Origin of the sequence: Bacteroides pyogenes (assembly GCF_014196225.1) — a bacterium.
In the GTDB taxonomy this organism is placed as follows: Bacteria; Bacteroidota; Bacteroidia; order Bacteroidales; family Bacteroidaceae; genus Bacteroides; species Bacteroides pyogenes_A.
Genome location: NZ_JACIDI010000002.1, coordinates 244,094 through 262,993 on the forward strand (window position 1 = coordinate 244,094; position 18,900 = coordinate 262,993).

An 18,900-nucleotide genomic window follows, 5' to 3' on the forward strand; every position below is an offset into this window, starting at 1 on the left:
TTCGGTCAGGCGTGTATTACACTCGGCACAATAAAGCATACAGTTGCTTTTTGCTGTGAAAGCATCGCCTTTCGAGGAAAACCATACGGCTTTTCGGAGAAAGCCCTTGAGCATTCCTGTAAAAACCCACGAGCGTTCTTGTGAAAACCCACGAGCGCTCTTGTGAGAACCACGAGCGTTCCTGTGGAAACCCACGAGCGCTCTTGTGAAAACCCACGAGCGTTCCTGTGAAAACCCACGAGCTTTTATTTGAAAACATAGCGTAACCTGATGTTAAAGTTTCGGCCGGGCAACGGACGGTTGAACTCGCTTATCATCCGCCGGTCGGTCAGATTATTGATTCGTCCCATTACGAAATAGCGTCCGTCTGCGAAGCTCTGTTCAAAGCCTATGTTGAATGCAAGCGTGCGCGGAATACGCCGCTGCTGATATTGGCTTTGCTCGAAGTCATACAAGTATTCCTCCACAAGGCTTCCATCGGCAAACAGCCTTGTATTCATACCTTTTCCTCCCAGCAGGTTTTCTTTGTGAAACTCAAGACCGGCATTCGCCATCAGATAGGGTATGTTGGGCATCCTGCTTCCTTTGGTCGGATTGGGCACTTGGGTATTCTGTTCATACTTGCGGGTGTCTCGCATATCCTGATAGGTAGCGTTGGCAAATCCGTAGAGCCAACGTGTGATATCGGCTTTCACCTCCGCCTCTACGCCAAACGTACGCATCTCGCCGAAGTTTTGATATTGCGACTGCAAGAACCCTCCGGTAAAACGAATCATATCCTTCAGATACATATAATATCCGTTTAGTTCGATCTGCAGATTGCTGGGCGATTTCCCCGTTTTATCGAACAATATGCCCAGATTGATACTCGTATTGCGTTCGGGATTGAGGTTGCCGGCAGGAGCAACGACATATCCGTCGCCCAAAAGCTCGTTTTCGGCAGGCAGCCTCACATCATACCCCACCGAAGCCTTTGCCATCAGGCTGGGAGTGAATCGATAGCGAAGCGCATTGCTGATCCCGACATTGCTTTTTCGGGTATCAATGTCTTCTGCATGATTCGTCAGTACGCTGGCCATTCGCGTCTTCATCGAATAATAATAGAACTTGATGTTGACGGAGTTAAGAAACTTGTCGTTCGATGTACGGAAATCATAGTTCAACCCGGCAACCCAACTCAGCATATCGCTTTTAAAGTTAGTACGGTAGCCTATTACCTTATCTTTCAGCTCATCCTTCGGATCGGCATGCGCGTAGTTTAACAACGAGTTGAAGTTGATGCTATGCCGCTCATCGATGAGGTAGCTCAGATTGATTTTATTAGCCAATGTTTGTTTAGGGCTCTTTGACCTGGAAGCCCACTTCCCTATCTCACCTCCATACTGCGATACCGCCGGATAGGTGGTTCCGTCCCAATGCGTGCGATAGGATGCAGTATCGACAAACTGATAATCCGTATAAATATATGCCAGCTGCCAGTCCAAATCCAGTCCTTCGGAAAGGAAGTTTTCTTTCTCTATTTTATTGGCGAAGACAAATGCGTTGGAATGGCTATGTGCATGCCGAATGTTGTACTCGATACCTTGTATCTGCTTGTAGGTGTGCAAGAACATGGGCTCGAACTCAACAAGGTCGAACCACCATTTGCGCGCTTTAAAGCTGCCGCCGATTACGAGTTTCTGAAACTCGTCATGGTCGCGCTTTATCGTCAGCCCATCCTGAAAAGGCGAACGCATCGTATAACTGTTGTCCGAATAATCGTAGAATCCCCCTGCTCCGAACTCATATCCTTTCGATGCAATGTTCCGTTTGCTCACAACCGAAACCTTGTGCGTATTGAAACTCCCGAATGAATAATTGACATCCAAATATTTAGGCGGATACTCGCGAATGACGATATTGACCGCTCCACCTACTGCGGAGCCTCCGAACTTGGCAGGAACAACACCCTTATAGATTTCGATGCGATCTATCATCTCCACCGGGATGTCGTTGATATCTATAAAGTCCGAGTTGTCATTCATCGGATTCCCGTCAATAAAGAGCCCGATACGCTTCCCTTCGAGCCCTCTCACCGAGATGCGGGAAGCGCTTCCCACACCTCCTGAGGAACGCACGGTCACGCCCACCGTCTTTGCCAGCACATCCTGCACGTTGTTCACTGTTCCTTGCAGTTGCTTCATGCTGATGACCGATACGGGCATTGCCAACTCGCGTATCTGCCGGGCTTCACTCTTGGCGGTGATTACAACCTCTTCGAGCGACTGGGCTTCGGGTTTGAGGCGAATGACTTGCTTTTTCGCATTCTCTTTGGTAACCTTTATTTTTTCCTTCTGTGTGTGATAACCCATAAACGACACGGTAGCGGTATAAGTACCGTAGGGAATATCGGCAAACGAAAACTCGCCATACCTATCCGTTACACCCCCTCTTTTCAGTTCTTCTATAAAAACCGTTGCTCCGGATAGCGGCGATTCATCGGAGGAGTCTATCACTACCCCTGAGAATCTGCTTCCATTCGTTTGAGCCGGTGCACTGAAGCAGACCACCACCGCAAACAAAGAAAAAAGTATTTTCTGTTTCATCGTACTTTTGATTTATGCCCTTATGGGCGTTTGAATTAATTATTTAGCTTAATTTTCTTTCTTTTTATTCTTGCTACAACAATGGAAGCAGACAGAATGCCACTACTGCAATATAAAGAACTCTCAAAAAAGAACAATTCCCTGTTTTGTTCCATAAAAAAACGAGCTGCACTTTTCAGGCAGCCCGCTTGATGGAATAAATGTATAACGTTCTGAATAGCGTATATCATATCGGATGAGGAAGATTCAATAAGTTGTTCACACCCGGATGCTCGATGTCCGTATCCTCATAATGACTCGAAGAAAAGCTGCCCGTTTCTTCCTTTTCCTCCGGAATATCCGTACTGCGAGCGCTACCGGAAAGGTTACGGCTTTCAGACAAAGAAATTCTCCGCGCCGAAATCCATGATTCTTCACAGAGGCAGATACCGTTTACGCCTTGAACAAGCGTTACGGTTTCATCGCTGATGATATTAGTGATACTCATATTTATGTATATATTATCTACTTCTTTCATTTAAGTTCAACCGGGCATGGATATTGTTCGAAACAGCATCTTTTCGGGAGGCTCAAGCATGAAGCCACCTTTGGATATGTTCTTGAGAAAGCCTTTTCCATGCTTGGATACCCCCTTGCCGGCATTCTCTTTCTTTCATTGCATAGACGAGATACTCCTCTGCGTTCTCTGTACAAAAATACGCGTTTATTTTTATATGAACAATCCCTATTTATTGTGATTTTACACGCAGAAAGAAACGAAAACAGAAGGTATTTGAGGATGTGCATTCCATACATCTTCTCAGGTTTACCAATTGTGATAATAACCGAAATATGAAGAATTTCAATTATCTAATCTAAAATCAGAAACAGTTGCTTTGCTATTTGCGTGAAGACATAGAGGGCACACCCCCTTGTAACATAATTGAATAATTGAATACCACGAATAAAAGCACCGATAACCTTTGATGATTTTCCTTGTAGCATAATTGAATAATTGAATACCTGCTTGTTACCGTCAATGAATTGTTTCACCTCCGGCTTACGGTAGAGGGCGGAATATAAAAAGGAGAGACTATGGGATAGCTTGCCCATATGCTATAAGTAAGGCTGCCTCATTCTCTTTTCGATTCTGAGACAGCCTTTTCCCTTATAAAACAAAACTATAAATATCAGGCATTATATCGAATAAGATGTCGGGATACTGCAAACGGACAACCCTGTTTCTTATTACTGTTTACTGCATAAACTATTTGAAAGTCTGGATAGACAGAAACTCAATCCACGAGAGCGTAGCCTTGTTTCTTATTCCGTATAAAGCTCCATTGATCAATAATTCTCTTTCTTCACTTCAAAATGCGCTTGTGGATGCAAACATGCCGGACAAGCCTTGGGAGCTTCTTTGCCTACGGTCACGTAACCGCAGTTACGACACTGCCAAACCACTTCTCCTTCTTTGGCAAAGACGGTCATATTCTCAATGTTGTTCACGAACGCGAGATATCTCTCTTCATGTGCTTTCTCTGCAATAGCTATGTTGCGATACATGGCGGCAATTGCCTGAAAGCCCTCTTTCTCCGCCACATCGGCAAAGTGAGGATAATCTAATGCCCACTCTTCATGCTCACCGGCAGCAGCAGCGCGGAGATTCTCGAGTGTAGTGCCGATTACGCCTGCCGGATAGCTGGCGGTAATTTCTACCATACCTCCTTCAAGGAATTTGAACATACGCTTGGCATGCTCTTTCTCCTGATCGGCCGTTTCGGTGAAAATAGCTGAAATTTGTTCGTAACCCTCTTTTTTCGCTACGCTCGCAAAGTAAGTGTAGCGCATTCTTGCCTGCGATTCGCCGGCAAATGAAGTCAGCAGATTCTTTTCTGTCTGAGTTCCTTTAATACTTTTAGTCATAATCTTATTGATATTAAAAAATAATGGATTCTTATCGTAAGTTCCTTTATCTATTGGAATAGATGCAAATATAAGTAATTTATTCGTAATTAGCGTTTTTTTCTCTATTAATCTAATAAACACTTATGAGCAGCTATCATATCAGGAACGAACAAACAGGCAATTTATATATCAGCTACGGAAGTAAAGCTTTCGCGCAAGGGGATAAATACGGGGGATTGCTGTTCACCCCGAAGAAGCAGTATGGAAAAAGTAGTACCGAAGACACCTTCTTTTACAAAGTTCTCCACACTTCTTTTGTCCACAGCCCAATTATTTTACTTAATTTTGCAATCTCTGCTTCACGAAAAACAATATTTAGATAGATATGAAATTAGTTGAATTCAAACCCAAGTTGGTTTCCTGCCTGAAAAGCTACTCGAAAGAGACGTTCACGGCAGATCTGATGGCAGGCATTATTGTCGGCATTGTGGCCCTGCCACTCGCCATCGCTTTCGGTATCGCATCCGGAGTATCGCCCGAAAAAGGAATTGTAACGGCCATCATCGCCGGATTCATCATCTCGCTGCTGGGAGGAAGCAAGATTCAGATCGGCGGACCGACGGGCGCTTTCATTGTCATCATATACGGCATCATCCAGCAATACGGCGAGGGAGGACTGCTGGTTGCCACACTGATGGCAGGCGTATTGCTTATCCTGTTGGGAGTGTTCAAGCTGGGGGCGGTCATCAAGTTTATTCCCTATCCCATCATCGTAGGCTTTACGAGCGGTATTGCCGTTACCATCTTCACCACACAGGTAGCGGATGTGTTCGGACTGACATTCGGAGGCGAGAAAGTGCCGGGCGACTTTGTAGGAAAGTGGATGATTTATTTCCGGCATTTCGACACAGTGAACATTTGGAATACGGTGGTAAGCGTTGTAAGTATCGTCATTATCGCCATCACGCCCCGATTCTCGAAGAAGATTCCCGGTTCGCTCATTGCCATCGTGGCAGTGACTGCTGTGGTTTATCTGATGAAAACTTACGGAGGCATCGACTGCATCCCCACCATAGGCGATCGTTTCACCATTCAGTCGGCACTGCCTGCCGCTGCGCTTCCCGCTTTAGATTGGGAAGCCGTCAGAAGCCTGTTTCCGGTTGCCGTCACCATTGCCGTGCTGGGCGCCATCGAATCGTTGTTGTCGGCTACCGTTGCCGACGGTGTGATAGGCGACCGCCATGATTCGAATACGGAACTCATCGCACAAGGAGCTGCCAACATCATCACCCCCTTGTTCGGAGGGATTCCCGCCACGGGAGCCATTGCCCGCACGATGACGAACATCAACAACGGAGGCCGTACGCCGATGGCCGGAATCATTCATGCCGTTGTGCTTCTTCTTATTCTCTTATTCCTTATGCCATTGGCGCAGTACATCCCGATGGCTTGTCTGGCGGGAGTATTGGTTATCGTATCATACAACATGAGCGGTTGGCGCGTATTCAAGGCATTGTTGAAGAACCCGAAACCGGACGTCGCCGTATTGCTCATCACTTTCCTTCTCACCGTCATATTCGATTTGACCATTGCTATTGAGGTTGGGCTGATTATCGCCTGCATCCTCTTCATGAAGCGCGTGATGGAAACTACTCACATCTCCGTTATCACAGACGAGATCAACCCGAGTCAGGAACTGGACATTGATGTAAAAGAAGAAAGTCTGATTATTCCGAAAGGCGTAGAGGTGTACGAAATCAACGGGCCTTACTTCTTCGGCATCGCTACCAAATTCGAAGAAACAATGGCTCAGATCGGCGACCACCCCAACGTACGAATCATTCGCATGCGTAAAGTCCCCTTCATCGACTCCACAGGTATTTATAACCTGACTACGCTGTGCGAAATGTCGCAACGGGAAAAGATTACCGTCATCCTGTCGGGAGTAAACGATAAGGTGCATCAGACGCTCGAGAAGTCAGGATTCTACGAATTACTGGGCGAAGAGAATATTTGTCCGAACATTAATGCCGCGCTGAGAAGAGCCGAGAAATTGATGAATGAAAGTTGAAAAGAGGCAAGAAAGCAACCGTTCGCGCCGATTGTACCTGTTTCCACTTTCACTCCCTTCGATTTGAGACGATTTTCAGCGGAACCGGCAAAGAGCATAAAGCGCGAACAAAATAATAATAATAATAATAATAAGAAGAAGAAGAAGTAGTAGTAGCAGCAGCAGAGCTGCCTGAGAGATTTTTCACGTTTAGAAGAGATCAATAAGACACGATGACCGGTATGCCTGCCTCTTTTACCAATGCAGCAATCCTGTCGAGCTCTTCGCGGGAGGCTTTCTGCAAATCGCGGCCGGGAGTCTCACGGTCGATGGTATAAACCATTACCTCCCGCGGGCATATCTCTTTCACCGCTTGCAGCCACGGAAGGACAAACTCGTCTGACATATTGTTTATGTCTCTGCCCTTATGCTCTCCTTTCAGAAACATGGTCTGAACGATGCAGTTTCCTCCGAATGCTTTCATCCCTTCGATAACGGCGCGAACGGAATACTTTCCGTTGGGAACATCGAGCAGGCGGATATATTCTTCGTCCACCGTATCCAGCTTCAGAATATTGTTGTCCACCTTGTTCAACGCCTCGAACACGGCAGGACGGTCGATAAACGTAGCATTGCTCAACACGCTGACCTTCGCCTTCGGAAAATAGCGATTACGGAGTGCGATGGTGTCTTCGATAATTTCCGGAAAATGCGGATGCAGCGTCGGCTCTCCGTTTCCTGCAAAAGTCAGCACATCGGGCGCAGTCCCGTTTGCCTGCATTTCTTTCAACTTGGCTTCGAGCGCCTCGCGCACTTCTTCACGAGTGGGAAGAGGGCCGTGAGGACGGTGTTCGGCATTCCATCCGCACTCACAATAAATGCAGTCAAACGAACACACCTTGCCGTCTTCCGGCAATAAGTTAATACCCAGAGAAGTGCCCAGACGGCGAGAATGTACAGGTCCGAAAACGGGTGAAGGGAAAGTAATGGCCATGGTATGGATGATTAATTACAGATTTCGGATCGGTCGTTGCCGATTCGAGAGCAAAGATAATCTAAAAACACGACACGACAGTAGATGATACAAAAATAACTTCACGGGCATCGTCCATAACAGATTATTGGTGTATGCTTCGAAATCCGCAGTTTCCGCGACGGGAAAGTGCGTATCATCCATAACAGACTATTGGTGTATGAGGAATATGCCTGATCGGTTAATGGGCCATTGTACTCTACGGGATAGATCCCGTTTGAGAAATAAGCATATAGCAATACGAATTACAAGCGGGCACACGGAGGGAGGGACTTTTACCGGAGACTTATAATAACCTATCACCACACCTGTTTTTCGGTTTCACCCCATAATGGTTAACCGTGTTGAATCCCTGCAAACGCTTGTAACGTGCCCTGTTTTTTCGGTTTCACCCGATAATAGTTAACCGTAAAGACACAAAAAAAGAGCGAATATCTCCGCCCCTCGTAAAAGAATCCCCCATTAATGGGATTCTTTTTTTCATCTTGCTTGTTACCTGAAAAACGATCTTCTACTAATACCTAATCTAAAACTTAAAACAATCTTCACTCAAATCACCTCCGAAGCTCAACGCTTCAAGGCCTAAACTAATACCATTATCGTTTTTACTTTCTAATACCTATACTTAATTAATCTAATACCTAAAAAATCGAAGCGGTTTCACAACCACGATGCAAAATTATGATTGTTTCGGGGAACCGCCAAACTTAAGGCCCCCAAAATGATTCCCGGCACTGTTTTATTGACATAAATCAACTTCCGGCATCTATTACGGCAGAAAAACGAATCGAGAGAGAAATGACACAAAGAAATTAGTACACCCAAAATAAGAGCAAAAAGAAAACAATAAAAGAATCCGATAGACAAAATCGCTATAAATAGAGTGTACAATAGACAATCAACTACTCTAAAACGCAAAATTACGGCGTTTTTTTGTTCTTTCCTTACTTCCGGTCGAAAATTCGGCAGCAAAAACAAGCGAAAGATGAAACTCTCACAACTTTTCCGTAACTTTGCAGCGTTGTGATAACAATAAACAATAAATCAAGGAAAGAAGGAAAAATCATAAAACATGAATTTCAAATATGATGTGATTGTGATCGGTGCAGGACATGCCGGATGCGAAGCCGCAGTCGCCGCAGCCAATCTGGGTTCGAAGACCTGCATCATCACAATGGATATGAACAAGATTGCCCAAATGAGCTGCAACCCTGCGGTGGGAGGCATTGCCAAAGGGCAAATTGTTCGCGAGATAGATGCGCTGGGAGGACAAATGGGATTGGTGACAGACGAAACAGCCATCCAGTTCCGCATCCTGAATCGTTCTAAAGGCCCTGCCATGTGGAGCCCCCGTGCACAATGCGACCGGGCAAAGTTTATCAACGCCTGGCGCGACAGACTCGAAAATACACCCAATCTTCATATATGGCAAGACACCGTGCGCGAACTTCTCGTAGAAAACGGTGAAGTAGTGGGACTCGTCACCTTATGGGGCGTAACCTTTCATGCCAAATGCGTCGTATTGACGGCCGGCACCTTCCTCAACGGGCTGATGCATGTAGGGAACCACCAACTCCCCGGCGGAAGGATGGCCGATCCCGCGTCGTATCATCTGACGGAATCCATTGCTCGCCACGGCATCGCGTACGACCGGATGAAAACCGGTACTCCCGTGCGTATAGATGCCCGAAGCGTTCATTTCGAATTTATGGAAACACAGGACGGAGAGTCGGATTTCCATAAGTTCTCATTCATGAACACGAGCGTTCGCCATCTCAAGCAACTTCAATGCTGGACGTGCTACACCAACGCGGATTCTCACCGCGTACTGCGCGAAGGACTCGCCGATTCTCCCCTGTTCAACGGTCAGATTCAAAGCATCGGGCCTCGTTATTGCCCGAGCATCGAGACTAAAATCGTAACCTTTCCGGACAAAGAGCAGCATCAGCTGTTTCTCGAACCTGAAGGAGAAACCACACAGGAGCTCTACCTGAACGGATTCTCCTCATCGCTTCCGATGGATACACAGATCGCGGCTTTGAAGAAGATACCCGCATTCAAGGATATCACCATTTACCGCCCGGGATATGCCATCGAATATGATTTCTTTGACCCTACTCAGTTGAAGCATTCATTGGAATCAAAGATTATTCGCAATCTCTTCTTTGCCGGGCAGGTAAACGGAACAACCGGATATGAAGAAGCGGGAGGGCAGGGCATCATCGCAGGTATAAACGCTCATATCAACTGTCATGGCGGAAAACCTTTCACATTGGGAAGAGACGAAGCTTATATAGGCGTATTGATTGATGATTTGGTAACAAAAGGAGTTGACGAACCCTACCGTATGTTTACCTCGCGTGCGGAATACCGCATTCTTCTTCGAATGGATGACGCCGACATGCGGCTAACCGAACGGTCCTATCGCCTGGGATTGGCCAAAGAAGACCGATATCAACTGCTGAAGACGAAGCGGGAAGCGGTAGAGCATATCGTATCTTTCGCACAAAACTACTCGATGAAGCCGGCGCTCATCAACGATGCGCTCGAGAAGATGGGGACTACCCCTCTGCGCCAAGGATGTAAACTGATCGAGATATTGAATCGTCCGCAGGTGAGCATTCAAAACATAGCGCCTCATATCCCGGCATTCAGGGAAGAGCTGAAGAAGGCAACGGAAACAGCCCCCGACCGCAAGGAAGAGATACTGGAAGCTGCCGAAATCTTAATAAAGTATCAAGGCTATATCGACAGAGAAAGAATGATCGCACAAAAGCTGTCCCGACTGGAGAGCATTAAAATAAAAGGAAAGTTCGACTACTCTTCCATACAATCTCTCTCGACCGAAGCCCGACAGAAACTGACAAAAATAGATCCGGAGACGATTGCGCAAGCAAGCCGCATACCCGGCGTATCCCCGAGCGACATTAATGTATTGCTCGTTCTTTCGGGACGATAAAGAGTTACGTTTCACGTGAAACAAGGAGTTTAAGGAATTAAGATAAACAAATGATTATGAGTAAAGAAACGCTGATTAAAAGCATTCGGGAAGTGCCCGACTTTCCCAAACCGGGAATCTTGTTCTACGATGTTACCACTTTGTTTAAAGATCCATGGTGTCTGCAAGAGCTTTCGGATATAATGTACAAAATGTACAAAGAAAGAGGCATCACCAAAGTGGTAGGCATCGAATCAAGAGGGTTTATTATGGGACCTATTCTGGCAACACGCCTGAACGCGGGATTCATTCCCATACGCAAACCCGGCAAGCTACCGGCAGAAACAATCGAAGAGAGCTACGAAAAAGAATACGGAGAAGACACCGTGCAGATTCATAAAGACGCGTTAGGCTCAAACGACATCGTGCTGCTGCACGATGACCTGCTGGCTACGGGAGGTACGATGAAAGCAGCCTGCGACCTGGTAAAAAAACTGAAGCCAAAGAAGGTGTATGTGAACTTCATTATCGAGTTGAAAGGGTTGAACGGTAAGGTAAAGTTCGACGATGACATAGAGGTTGAGTCCGTTTTAAACCTGTGATCGAAAGAAAGGAAGCGCCCGCCGGGGAAAAAGAATCGTCACGCAAAGACAATCCGGCGGGTACGAGATGCGCACCGGAGCAAGCATGCGGACAGAAAGAACGCCCACAAACCATCTTTCCGTTCACTCCCCTTCCCTCCTCTTTGCTTTCATCTATGCAACAAGAACGACTATGTAAACAAATACCTGACGGTAAAAGTAAACGCCCTTTGCTTTCATCTATGCAACAAGAGCAACGAGCCCGCTTTGGCAATGAGGCATACCGTTTCTTTTCTTTTATCCATACGACAAGAGCTTCCGTAAACCCGTAAAGCGAATAGACCATAAGCATGAAAACGAAATCCGAAACCGACCAACATCTGAAAGGAATCGTAGAAAACCTCCCCGAGAAGCCGGGCATTTATCAATACCTGAATGCGGAAGGCACGATCATATACGTTGGAAAAGCTAAAAACCTGAAGAAAAGAGTATATTCTTATTTCAGCAAAGAGCACGAACCGGGGAAAACACGGGTGTTGGTCAGCAAGATTGCAGACATACGCTATATCGTCGTGCATACGGAAGAAGACGCCCTTTTGCTCGAAAACAATCTGATAAAGAAGTACAAACCTCGATACAATGTATTGCTGAAAGACGACAAAACCTATCCTTCGATCTGTGTACAGAACGAATACTTCCCGAGAGTGTTCAAGACACGGAAAATAATCAGGAACGGTTCTTCCTATTACGGGCCTTACAGCCATTTGCCGTCTATGTATGCGGTATTAGACCTTATCAGACGCTTGTATCCGCTGCGCACCTGCAACCTCAACCTCAGTCCGGAGAACATCCGTGCAGGCAAGTTCAAAGTCTGTCTGGAGTATCATATAAAAAACTGTGCAGGACCCTGTGTCGGCCTGCAATCGCACGAAGAATACCTGAAAAACATCGAAGAAATCAAGGAAATACTCAAAGGCAATACATACGAAATCAGTCGCCTGCTGCTGGAAAGAATGGAAGAATTGGCAGGAGAGATGAGGTTTGAAGAGGCGCAGAAAATAAAAGAAAAGTACCAGCTCGTAGAAAACTACCGCTCCAAATCGGAAGTGGTAAGCTCCGTACTTCACAACATCGACGTATTCTCTATCGAAGAAGACGAGTCGAACTCCGCATTCATCAACTACCTGCACATCACCAACGGCGCCATCAATCAGGCTTTCACATTCGAATACAAGAAGAAACTCAACGAATCGAAAGAGGAATTGCTGACACTGGGAATCATCGAAATGAGAGAACGATACAAGAGCCTTTCGCGCGAAATCATTGTCCCTTTCGAAGTGGAAATGGAGCTGAGCAACGTCGTATTCACCGTCCCTCAGCGGGGAGACAAGAAAAAGCTGCTGGAACTCTCGCTTCTGAACGTAAAGCAATACAAAGCCGACCGTTTGAAACAAGCGGAGAAGCTCAATCCGGAGCAGCGAAGCATGCGTCTGATGAAAGAGATACAACAGGAGCTGCGCTTGGAACGCCTGCCCATGCAAATCGAATGTTTCGACAACTCGAACATACAGGGAGCCGACGCAGTAGCCGCCTGCGTGGTGTTCAAAAAGGCAAAGCCGTCGAAAAAAGACTACCGGAAATACAACATCAGAACGGTGGAGGGACCCGATGACTACGCCTCGATGAAAGAAGTGGTAAGAAGACGCTACCGGCGAGCCATAGAAGAGAACGCTCCCCTGCCCGACCTCATCATCACCGATGGAGGAAAAGGACAGATGGAGGCGGTGAGAGAAGTTGTGGAAGACGAACTGCACCTGAACATACCCATCGCCGGACTTGCCAAAGACAACCGTCACCGTACGTCGGAACTCCTATTCGGTTTCCCACCGCAAACCATCGGCATCAAACAGCAAAGCCGGCTCTTCCGCCTGCTCACCCACATACAAGACGAAGTGCACCGCTTTGCCATCACTTTCCATCGCGACAAGCGAAGCAAGCGGCAGGTAGCATCGGCTTTAGACAACATCAAAGGGATTGGAGAAAAGACTAAAACCGCCCTTCTGAAAGAGTTCAAAAGCGTGAAACGCATCAAGGAAGCGTCTTTCGAAAACATTGCCGGAGTTATTGGAGAGGCGAAAGCCAAAATTGTGAAGCAGGCAATGGAGGCGGACAAAACGGGCACAGAGACGGAAAACAAGACATTCGCCCCCAAATAAGAAGAGTATCGATAGGAATCAGTCGCGCTCAGAAATAAGCCGAAAAAGCCGCGTCAGAAACCTTAAACCGTACAGCTGAAACATTCAACCACAGGTTTCGTTTTGTTTCACGCTATTGAAACAAAAGTTTCCCACTGGGGAAACTTTATTTTCCCTTCGGGGAAACTTTTGTTTCCCCAGTGGGAAACAAAGCGGAATCTATATGCCTGCGACGCTACGCCTATATGCCTACGGTCCACGCCCTATATCGCCCGGCGTATGCGCTATATGTCCCGGCATAGTATGCCCCATATACACCCGGCGTATATCCATATATCCCGGCGTATGTTTTGTACGTCCCGGTGTATGTCTTGTATATCCCGGTGTATGCGCGCTATATCCCGGCGTATGCGCTATACGCCCCGTCATATACTCCCTGTGCTTGCAGCCCATTTCCCTCGTTATGGCGAGCGCCCTGCGTCTGCTTTCAACACATCCCGCCCATACAGACGCTTTTTCGAAAGCCATGCCCCTTTCGGAGAGCATGGCTTTTCACCGGAAGGAAAGCGATGAGACACCACGCCTGAATCGACAAACCGCCCTTGCATCCGCCATTTATACCCACGTACCGATCGCTTCTCCGCAAGATTTCGGACAGGTTTTGAGCTTTTTCGGGCCAAAACCTTTTCATATCATTTTCAATTATTTATCTTTGCGAAAGAAGAAAAAGAGCGGCACGCGGAAACAACAGCCGCCACCGCATCTTTTCAACCGCCGGAACGGAACTGTTTTCCGGCAAAACACGGGCAAGGCTCACCGGCAGACAGTCCCGAAGGAGCATGACGCCGACATTGTGAAAGCTCAAAGCCCCGGCGAACGAGCCAAAACTGCAAAGCCGAACAGCTCAAGGCCCAAGCCAAACAAGCCAAAGCTGCAAGGCCGAACAGCTCAAAGCCCAAGCCAAACAAGCCAAAGCTACAAGGCCGAACAGCTCAAGGCCCAAGCCAAACAAGCCAAAGCTGCAAAGCCGAACAGCTCAAAGCCCAAGCCAAACGAGCCAAAGCTGCAAAGCCGAGCGGAACAAAGCCCAACCGAATGAGCCAAAGCTGCAAAGCCGAGCGGAACAAAGCCCAACCGAATGAGCCAAAGCTGCAAAGCCGAACAGCTCAAGGCCCAAGCCAAACGAGCCAAAGCTGCAAAGCCGAACAGCTCAAGGCCCAAGCCAAACAAGCCAAAGCTGCAAAGCCGAGCGGAACAAAGCCCAACCGAATGAGCCAAAGCTGCAAAGCTAAACGGAACAAAGCCCAAGCCAAACGAGCCAAAGCTGCAAAGCCGAACAGCTCAAGGCCCAAGCCAAACGAGCCAAATCGTTGAAAAAGAACAGATTTCAAACTATTGAAGAGAATTCGATCATAACAGATATTACAGAAACTTAAACCCGAAGAAATGAAAATTCTAATCATCGAAGATGAAGCATCGTTGCTGGAAGTAATGACATCCTTCCTTGAAAAAGAACATTATGTGGTAGAGAGCGCAAACACGTATCAAGGTGCTCTCTCGAAGGTGGCAGACTACGATTACGACTGTATTTTGCTGGACATCATGCTGCCCGACGGAAATGGGATAGACCTGCTGAAAGAGTTGCAGAAAATAAAGAAAAACCAGAACGTCATCATCATTTCCGCCAAAGATTCGGTGGAAGATAAAGTAGCCGGACTGGAGATCGGAGCGGACGACTACTTGTCGAAACCCTTCCATCTGGCCGAACTCAACGCCCGCATACGAAGCGTATTCAGACGGAAAGACCTGCAGGGAGATACGCTCGTCAGGTTAGAAAACGTAACGGTGAACCCCACCACGCACGAAGCTTATGTAGACGGAAACAGGCTCGAGCTGAACAGGAAAGAGTACAATATCCTGTTATACTTTATGACAAGGCCCAACCACCTGATAGACAAAGCAGTGCTTGCCGAAGCCGTTTGGGGAGACCACATCGACCAGGCAGACAACTTCGACTTCATATATACCCAAGTGAAAAATCTCCGGAAAAAGATGAACGAAGCCGGAGCCGGAATCGAAATCAAGGCCGTCTACGGACTTGGCTACAAACTCGCATTACGATGAGACTGCTCCACCGCATCACCCTGCACATATCCATCGCCCTGCTGCTGCTCTTTGCCGTATGGGCTACGTTGTTCTACTACATCATCGTGGACGAAATCAACGACGAAACCGACGACTCGCTCGAAGAATATTCCGAATACATCATCAGGCGCGCGCTCACCGGAGAAAAGCTGCCGGAAAACGACAACGGCACAAACAACAGCTATCACATCAGCAAAGTGACTCGCGAATATGCCTTACAGACACCTTCCACAGAGTTTCTCGACCAAACGGTTTATATCGACTCAAAGAATGAGACGGAGCCGGCGCGCATCTACAAAACCATCTTCAGAGACAAGGAAGACAACTACTATCAGCTTACCGTAATATTCCCCGCATTCGAGAAAAAAGACCTGAAAGAAACGATCTTATACTGGCTAATCCTGCTGTATGTGCTGCTGCTGGTCTCTATAATCATCCTTAATGTTTTCGTGCACCGCCGCAGCCTGAAGCCCTTGTACACGATGCTCAAATGGCTCGACAGCGTGCAGCTTTCCAACACTCCTCCCCTGCTCGAGGTGGACACCGGCATCACCGAATTCCGCAAACTTTCGGAAGCCTTGACCCGGAACGCCTGCCGGAATGCGGAGATATACGAGCAGCAAAGCTTATTCATCGCACACGCCTCGCACGAGCTGCAAACGCCTATCGCCATTGCACAGAACCGCCTCGAAATGCTATCGAACGATTCCGCCCTGACCGAAGCGCAACTGTCGCAGATACTCAAGACGAAGCAGGCCGTAGAAAGCCTATCGAAGCTGAACAAAACACTGCTGTTACTCGCCAAGATAGAGAACCAGCAATTCCCGGAAAGCGCACAGATCGACGTGCAAAAGTTCCTTGCCCCCATATTGGAGAACTTCGCCGACGCGTACCGGCATCTCGGCATCCGGTGCACGGTGGAGGAAAAAGAGAAAACAAACATCCGCATGAACGAGATGCTCGCAACCATATTGTTCAACAACCTGATTAAGAACGCATACGTCCACAACCGCCCAAACGGCAGCATACATGTGCAGCTGACCGCCCGCACCATACGCTTCTCGAACACCGCTGCGGGCGAACCGCTCGATGCCGGGCTTATCTTCCGGAGGTTCTACCGGAAAACTTCGAACGGGGCCGGCACAGGATTGGGATTGGCGCTTGTACACGCCATCTGCAAAATCTATAACATCGAGATCGGCTACTTCTTCGAAGAAGGGTATCATCATTTCGAACTGAGAATTGCTTAAAGAGCAATGAAGCCATTAAAGCTCCCAAGCAAGAAAACTGACTTTCAGCCGATGACTCCCTTTGCCGTACCCGCCACGATGGCAGTTTGCAAGCAACAGACCGGAGTTTAGTCTCCTGAGAACAAAAGCAAGCAAGAAAGAAAAAAGATTGACCGAAGGTACGACGGCTGCCGAAAATAAAATTACTGAAAACAAAAGCGAGGAAGAAGGTGGAAAGCGATCCGGCATAGAATGCAATAAAAATAGTTAAAAACCTTATGTCTGAAGCAAAATAGGCAGAAATTCCAAAATCTTTTCAGTTTTGCCTCACAACTTTGCATCATAAACAATTAAATAGAACAAAGTATGAAAAGAATTATTTTATTGGCGATTACCGCTTTAACTATGACATTTACTTTCACAGCCAAAGCCGACAACTCAAAACCCGTACGCTTTGAAAACCTGCCCGAAAACTCGCAGAAATTCGTCCGCACTCACTTTAAAGGAACCGAAATATCGTACATCAAACAGGAAAGCGACTTCTTCTTATGGAAGTCTTACGACCTCTTCTTCGTCAACGGAAGCAAAATAGAGTTCGACCGGAAAGGAAATTGGGAAGAAGTAGACTGCATGAGAGACGAGGTTCCCGCCGCCATCGTACCCGCCGCCATCACGACCTACATAAACCGGAACCATGCCGGAATGAAAATCGTGAAAATCAGCCGGAACAGCAAAGAGTATGAGGTGAAACTGAACAACGGCATAGAAATCAAGTTCGACAAGAGGTTTAACGTGATAGAATATGATAATTAACCAACCGGCACACAGCCGAATCGGTTACCACGTCATTGCTTAACGTGATAGAATATGATAATTAACCCTAAAAAACCATTGAATTATGAAAGCTAAAATTCTTTTATTAGCAGTAATGTTGGGCGGTTTTGCGCTCTACGGATGCGACAGTGACGACAACAAGAAGACAGAAGCCTCTGCAAAGTATCAGGAGGCGCTTAAAGCCAAACACCCGAATGCACAGCAGATAAGCTGGGAGAAGAAAGGTGATTATTTCGTGGCGGAATTCCGCCGTAACAACCCGCAAGGCGAAGCCGAATCATGGTTCGACTTACTTGCCGAATGGAAGATGACGGTGACGGAAATCAACTATCAATCCTTGCCGCAGGCAGTCATCAACGCATTCAAAGCAAGCCCGTATGCCCAATGGCGTATCGACGACATCAAAATGGTGGAACGGAACAATATGGAAGTGATCTACGTGATAGAGGCAGAGCAGAAGGCGGAAGAATACGACCTCTATTTCACGGCAGCAGGCGTATTGGTGAAAGCCGTTCCCGATAAGGATGAGAACGATGGAGACAAGTTTATCTCCGGACAAGCCACCGCAAAGATACACGAGGCAATCAACAAGCGATATCCGCAGGCAAGAATCCTCGACATCGAATACGAAGACAAGATGATCGAAGTGGAAATCATCGACGGAACCGCTCGCCGTGAAGTATTTCTGAGCCTCGAAGGCACATGGCTGCGTACGAAGACAGAAATACAGGTTAAGGATGTTCCACGCAAGATTTTCCTCCTATTGAAGGAATCGGAATTCGGAGCCTACCCGATTGACGATGTTGATTTCTTCGAAACTCCGGATGAAGAGTACTATCTCTTCGAGCTTGAAGCTGAGCCTGAAGATATTCTTGTGAAGATACTTACAGACGGAACAATCGTTGTATAAAAGCCATAAACGGCTGATTAATACATAAAGAACTTCATGCAGTAGAGCAACTGCGTGTATAAAAAGAAATATGGAAAGTACCGTTTCAACCCGCCGCAAGCCGGGGGTCAGAGCGGTACTTTCTTTTTATTTAAAGCCAATAACCGGAAGCAATTCGCTGTTTGCGTTGCAGTAAAAGCAGTATTCTCTTCCCACTTAAAGCCAATCACCGGAAGCAATGCGCTGTTTGCGGTGCAGTAAAAGCAGTATTTTCTTTCCATCTAAAGCCAATCACGGAAGCAATGCGTTGTTTGCGGTGCAGTAAAAGCAGTATTTTCTTTCCATCTAAAGCCAATCACGGAAGCAATGCGCTGTTTGCGGTGCAGTAAAAGCAGCATTCGCTTTCCACTTAAAGCCAATCATCGGAAGCGATGCGCTGTTTGCGGTGCAGTAAAAGCAGTATTTTCTTTCCATCTAAAGCCAATCACGGAAGCAATGCGCTGTTTGCGGTGCAGTAAAAGCAGCATTCGCTTT

General features: G+C 47.0%; 16 protein-coding genes. 9 read left to right on the forward strand and 7 right to left on the reverse strand.

Annotated elements, in window-relative coordinates; all coding sequences use genetic code 11:
* Positions 1-245 precede the first annotated feature (245 nt).
* The 4 genes from GGR07_RS02030 to GGR07_RS02045 form a co-directional block, all read right to left on the reverse strand.
* Positions 246-2,585 (reverse strand): TonB-dependent receptor, encoded by a 2,340-nt coding sequence (locus tag GGR07_RS02030; protein WP_034542217.1) that lies wholly within the window; start codon positions 2,583-2,585, stop codon positions 246-248.
* 226 nt (positions 2,586-2,811) lie between these two features.
* Entirely contained in the window at positions 2,812-3,072 is a 261-nt protein-coding gene (locus GGR07_RS02035) for a hypothetical protein (protein WP_147298113.1), read from the reverse strand.
* An 839-nt stretch (positions 3,073-3,911) separates the two neighbouring features.
* A complete protein-coding gene (gene rbr / locus GGR07_RS02040; RefSeq protein ID WP_034542215.1) occupies positions 3,912-4,490 on the reverse strand; it encodes a rubrerythrin in 579 nt (192 codons plus the stop codon).
* A gap of 164 nt (positions 4,491-4,654) precedes the next feature.
* Complete coding sequence (locus GGR07_RS02045; RefSeq protein ID WP_155897801.1) at positions 4,655-4,795, reverse strand: hypothetical protein; 141 nt, start codon at positions 4,793-4,795, stop codon at positions 4,655-4,657.
* A 62-nt stretch (positions 4,796-4,857) separates the two neighbouring features.
* On the opposite strand from GGR07_RS02045, the gene GGR07_RS02050 reads away from it, so the two are divergent.
* The gene (locus GGR07_RS02050; RefSeq protein ID WP_021646665.1) at positions 4,858-6,543 is read left to right on the forward strand and encodes a SulP family inorganic anion transporter; all 1,686 of its coding nucleotides are present in this window, start codon (positions 4,858-4,860) and stop codon (positions 6,541-6,543) included.
* A 199-nt stretch (positions 6,544-6,742) separates the two neighbouring features.
* On the opposite strand, the gene GGR07_RS02055 is transcribed toward GGR07_RS02050, so the two are convergent.
* Positions 6,743-7,516, reverse strand: coding sequence for a radical SAM protein (locus tag GGR07_RS02055; protein ID WP_021646663.1), 774 nt, complete (start codon positions 7,514-7,516; stop codon positions 6,743-6,745).
* A 1,111-nt stretch (positions 7,517-8,627) separates the two neighbouring features.
* Here GGR07_RS02055 and mnmG point away from each other — a divergent pair.
* The 3 genes from mnmG (at position 8,628) to uvrC (ending at position 13,290) form a co-directional block, all read left to right on the forward strand.
* Positions 8,628-10,514, forward strand: coding sequence for a tRNA uridine-5-carboxymethylaminomethyl(34) synthesis enzyme MnmG (mnmG, locus tag GGR07_RS02060; RefSeq protein WP_021646659.1), 1,887 nt, complete (start codon positions 8,628-8,630; stop codon positions 10,512-10,514).
* Between the two features lie 50 nt (positions 10,515-10,564).
* Positions 10,565-11,095, forward strand: coding sequence for an adenine phosphoribosyltransferase (locus tag GGR07_RS02065; RefSeq protein WP_021646658.1), 531 nt, complete (start codon positions 10,565-10,567; stop codon positions 11,093-11,095).
* A gap of 329 nt (positions 11,096-11,424) precedes the next feature.
* The gene (uvrC, locus tag GGR07_RS02070; RefSeq protein ID WP_021646656.1) at positions 11,425-13,290 is read left to right on the forward strand and encodes an excinuclease ABC subunit UvrC; all 1,866 of its coding nucleotides are present in this window, start codon (positions 11,425-11,427) and stop codon (positions 13,288-13,290) included.
* Positions 13,291-13,518: 228 nt separating this feature from the next.
* Here uvrC and GGR07_RS02075 read toward each other — a convergent pair whose 3' ends face one another.
* On the reverse strand, positions 13,519-13,797 hold the full coding sequence (locus GGR07_RS02075) for a hypothetical protein (protein WP_122056417.1): 279 nt from the start codon (positions 13,795-13,797) through the stop codon (positions 13,519-13,521).
* Here GGR07_RS02075 and GGR07_RS02080 point away from each other — a divergent pair.
* Positions 13,796-14,368: a hypothetical protein gene (locus GGR07_RS02080; RefSeq protein WP_122056418.1), complete on the forward strand. Its 573-nt coding sequence runs from the start codon at positions 13,796-13,798 to the stop codon at positions 14,366-14,368. The genes GGR07_RS02075 and GGR07_RS02080 overlap by 2 nt on opposite strands.
* Positions 14,369-14,435: 67 nt before the next feature.
* Here the strand turns inward: GGR07_RS02080 and GGR07_RS02085 are convergent, their stop codons facing one another.
* Positions 14,436-14,732 (reverse strand): hypothetical protein, encoded by a 297-nt coding sequence (locus GGR07_RS02085; protein WP_147298114.1) that lies wholly within the window; start codon positions 14,730-14,732, stop codon positions 14,436-14,438.
* Here GGR07_RS02085 and GGR07_RS02090 point away from each other — a divergent pair.
* The 4 genes from GGR07_RS02090 to GGR07_RS02105 all read left to right on the forward strand — a co-directional run bounded on the left by GGR07_RS02090 (position 14,716) and on the right by GGR07_RS02105 (position 18,387).
* Positions 14,716-15,393 (forward strand): response regulator transcription factor, encoded by a 678-nt coding sequence (locus tag GGR07_RS02090; protein WP_021644491.1) that lies wholly within the window; start codon positions 14,716-14,718, stop codon positions 15,391-15,393. The two genes, GGR07_RS02085 and GGR07_RS02090, sit on opposite strands and share 17 nt — an antisense overlap.
* Positions 15,390-16,664, forward strand: coding sequence for a sensor histidine kinase (locus tag GGR07_RS02095; protein ID WP_021644492.1), 1,275 nt, complete (start codon positions 15,390-15,392; stop codon positions 16,662-16,664). The genes GGR07_RS02090 and GGR07_RS02095 overlap by 4 nt, the downstream gene beginning before the upstream one ends.
* Positions 16,665-17,009: 345 nt before the next feature.
* Positions 17,010-17,456 (forward strand): PepSY-like domain-containing protein, encoded by a 447-nt coding sequence (locus GGR07_RS02100; RefSeq protein WP_021644494.1) that lies wholly within the window; start codon positions 17,010-17,012, stop codon positions 17,454-17,456.
* An 85-nt stretch (positions 17,457-17,541) separates the two neighbouring features.
* Positions 17,542-18,387 (forward strand): PepSY-like domain-containing protein, encoded by an 846-nt coding sequence (locus tag GGR07_RS02105; RefSeq protein ID WP_021644495.1) that lies wholly within the window; start codon positions 17,542-17,544, stop codon positions 18,385-18,387.
* Positions 18,388-18,900 lie beyond the last annotated feature (513 nt).

Bases quoted from the DNA above. Each gene is read 5' to 3' on its own strand.
- mnmG (WP_021646659.1), top strand. From the start codon at position 8,628: ATGAATTTCAAATATGATGTGATTGTGATCGGTGCAGGACATGCCGGA.
- uvrC (WP_021646656.1), top strand. From the start codon at position 11,425: ATGAAAACGAAATCCGAAACCGACCAACATCTGAAAGGAATCGTAGAA.
- GGR07_RS02055 (WP_021646663.1), bottom strand. From the start codon at position 7,516: ATGGCCATTACTTTCCCTTCACCCGTTTTCGGACCTGTACATTCTCGC.
- GGR07_RS02065 (WP_021646658.1), top strand. From the start codon at position 10,565: ATGATTATGAGTAAAGAAACGCTGATTAAAAGCATTCGGGAAGTGCCC.
- GGR07_RS02095 (WP_021644492.1), top strand. From the start codon at position 15,390: ATGAGACTGCTCCACCGCATCACCCTGCACATATCCATCGCCCTGCTG.
- GGR07_RS02035 (WP_147298113.1), bottom strand. From the start codon at position 3,072: ATGAGTATCACTAATATCATCAGCGATGAAACCGTAACGCTTGTTCAA.
- GGR07_RS02080 (WP_122056418.1), top strand. From the start codon at position 13,796: ATGCCCCTTTCGGAGAGCATGGCTTTTCACCGGAAGGAAAGCGATGAG.
- GGR07_RS02075 (WP_122056417.1), bottom strand. From the start codon at position 13,797: ATGGCTTTCGAAAAAGCGTCTGTATGGGCGGGATGTGTTGAAAGCAGA.
- GGR07_RS02085 (WP_147298114.1), bottom strand. From the start codon at position 14,732: ATGATTAGAATTTTCATTTCTTCGGGTTTAAGTTTCTGTAATATCTGT.
- GGR07_RS02100 (WP_021644494.1), top strand. From the start codon at position 17,010: ATGAAAAGAATTATTTTATTGGCGATTACCGCTTTAACTATGACATTT.
- GGR07_RS02050 (WP_021646665.1), top strand. From the start codon at position 4,858: ATGAAATTAGTTGAATTCAAACCCAAGTTGGTTTCCTGCCTGAAAAGC.
- rbr (WP_034542215.1), bottom strand. From the start codon at position 4,490: ATGACTAAAAGTATTAAAGGAACTCAGACAGAAAAGAATCTGCTGACT.
- GGR07_RS02105 (WP_021644495.1), top strand. From the start codon at position 17,542: ATGAAAGCTAAAATTCTTTTATTAGCAGTAATGTTGGGCGGTTTTGCG.
- GGR07_RS02090 (WP_021644491.1), top strand. From the start codon at position 14,716: ATGAAAATTCTAATCATCGAAGATGAAGCATCGTTGCTGGAAGTAATG.
- GGR07_RS02030 (WP_034542217.1), bottom strand. From the start codon at position 2,585: ATGAAACAGAAAATACTTTTTTCTTTGTTTGCGGTGGTGGTCTGCTTC.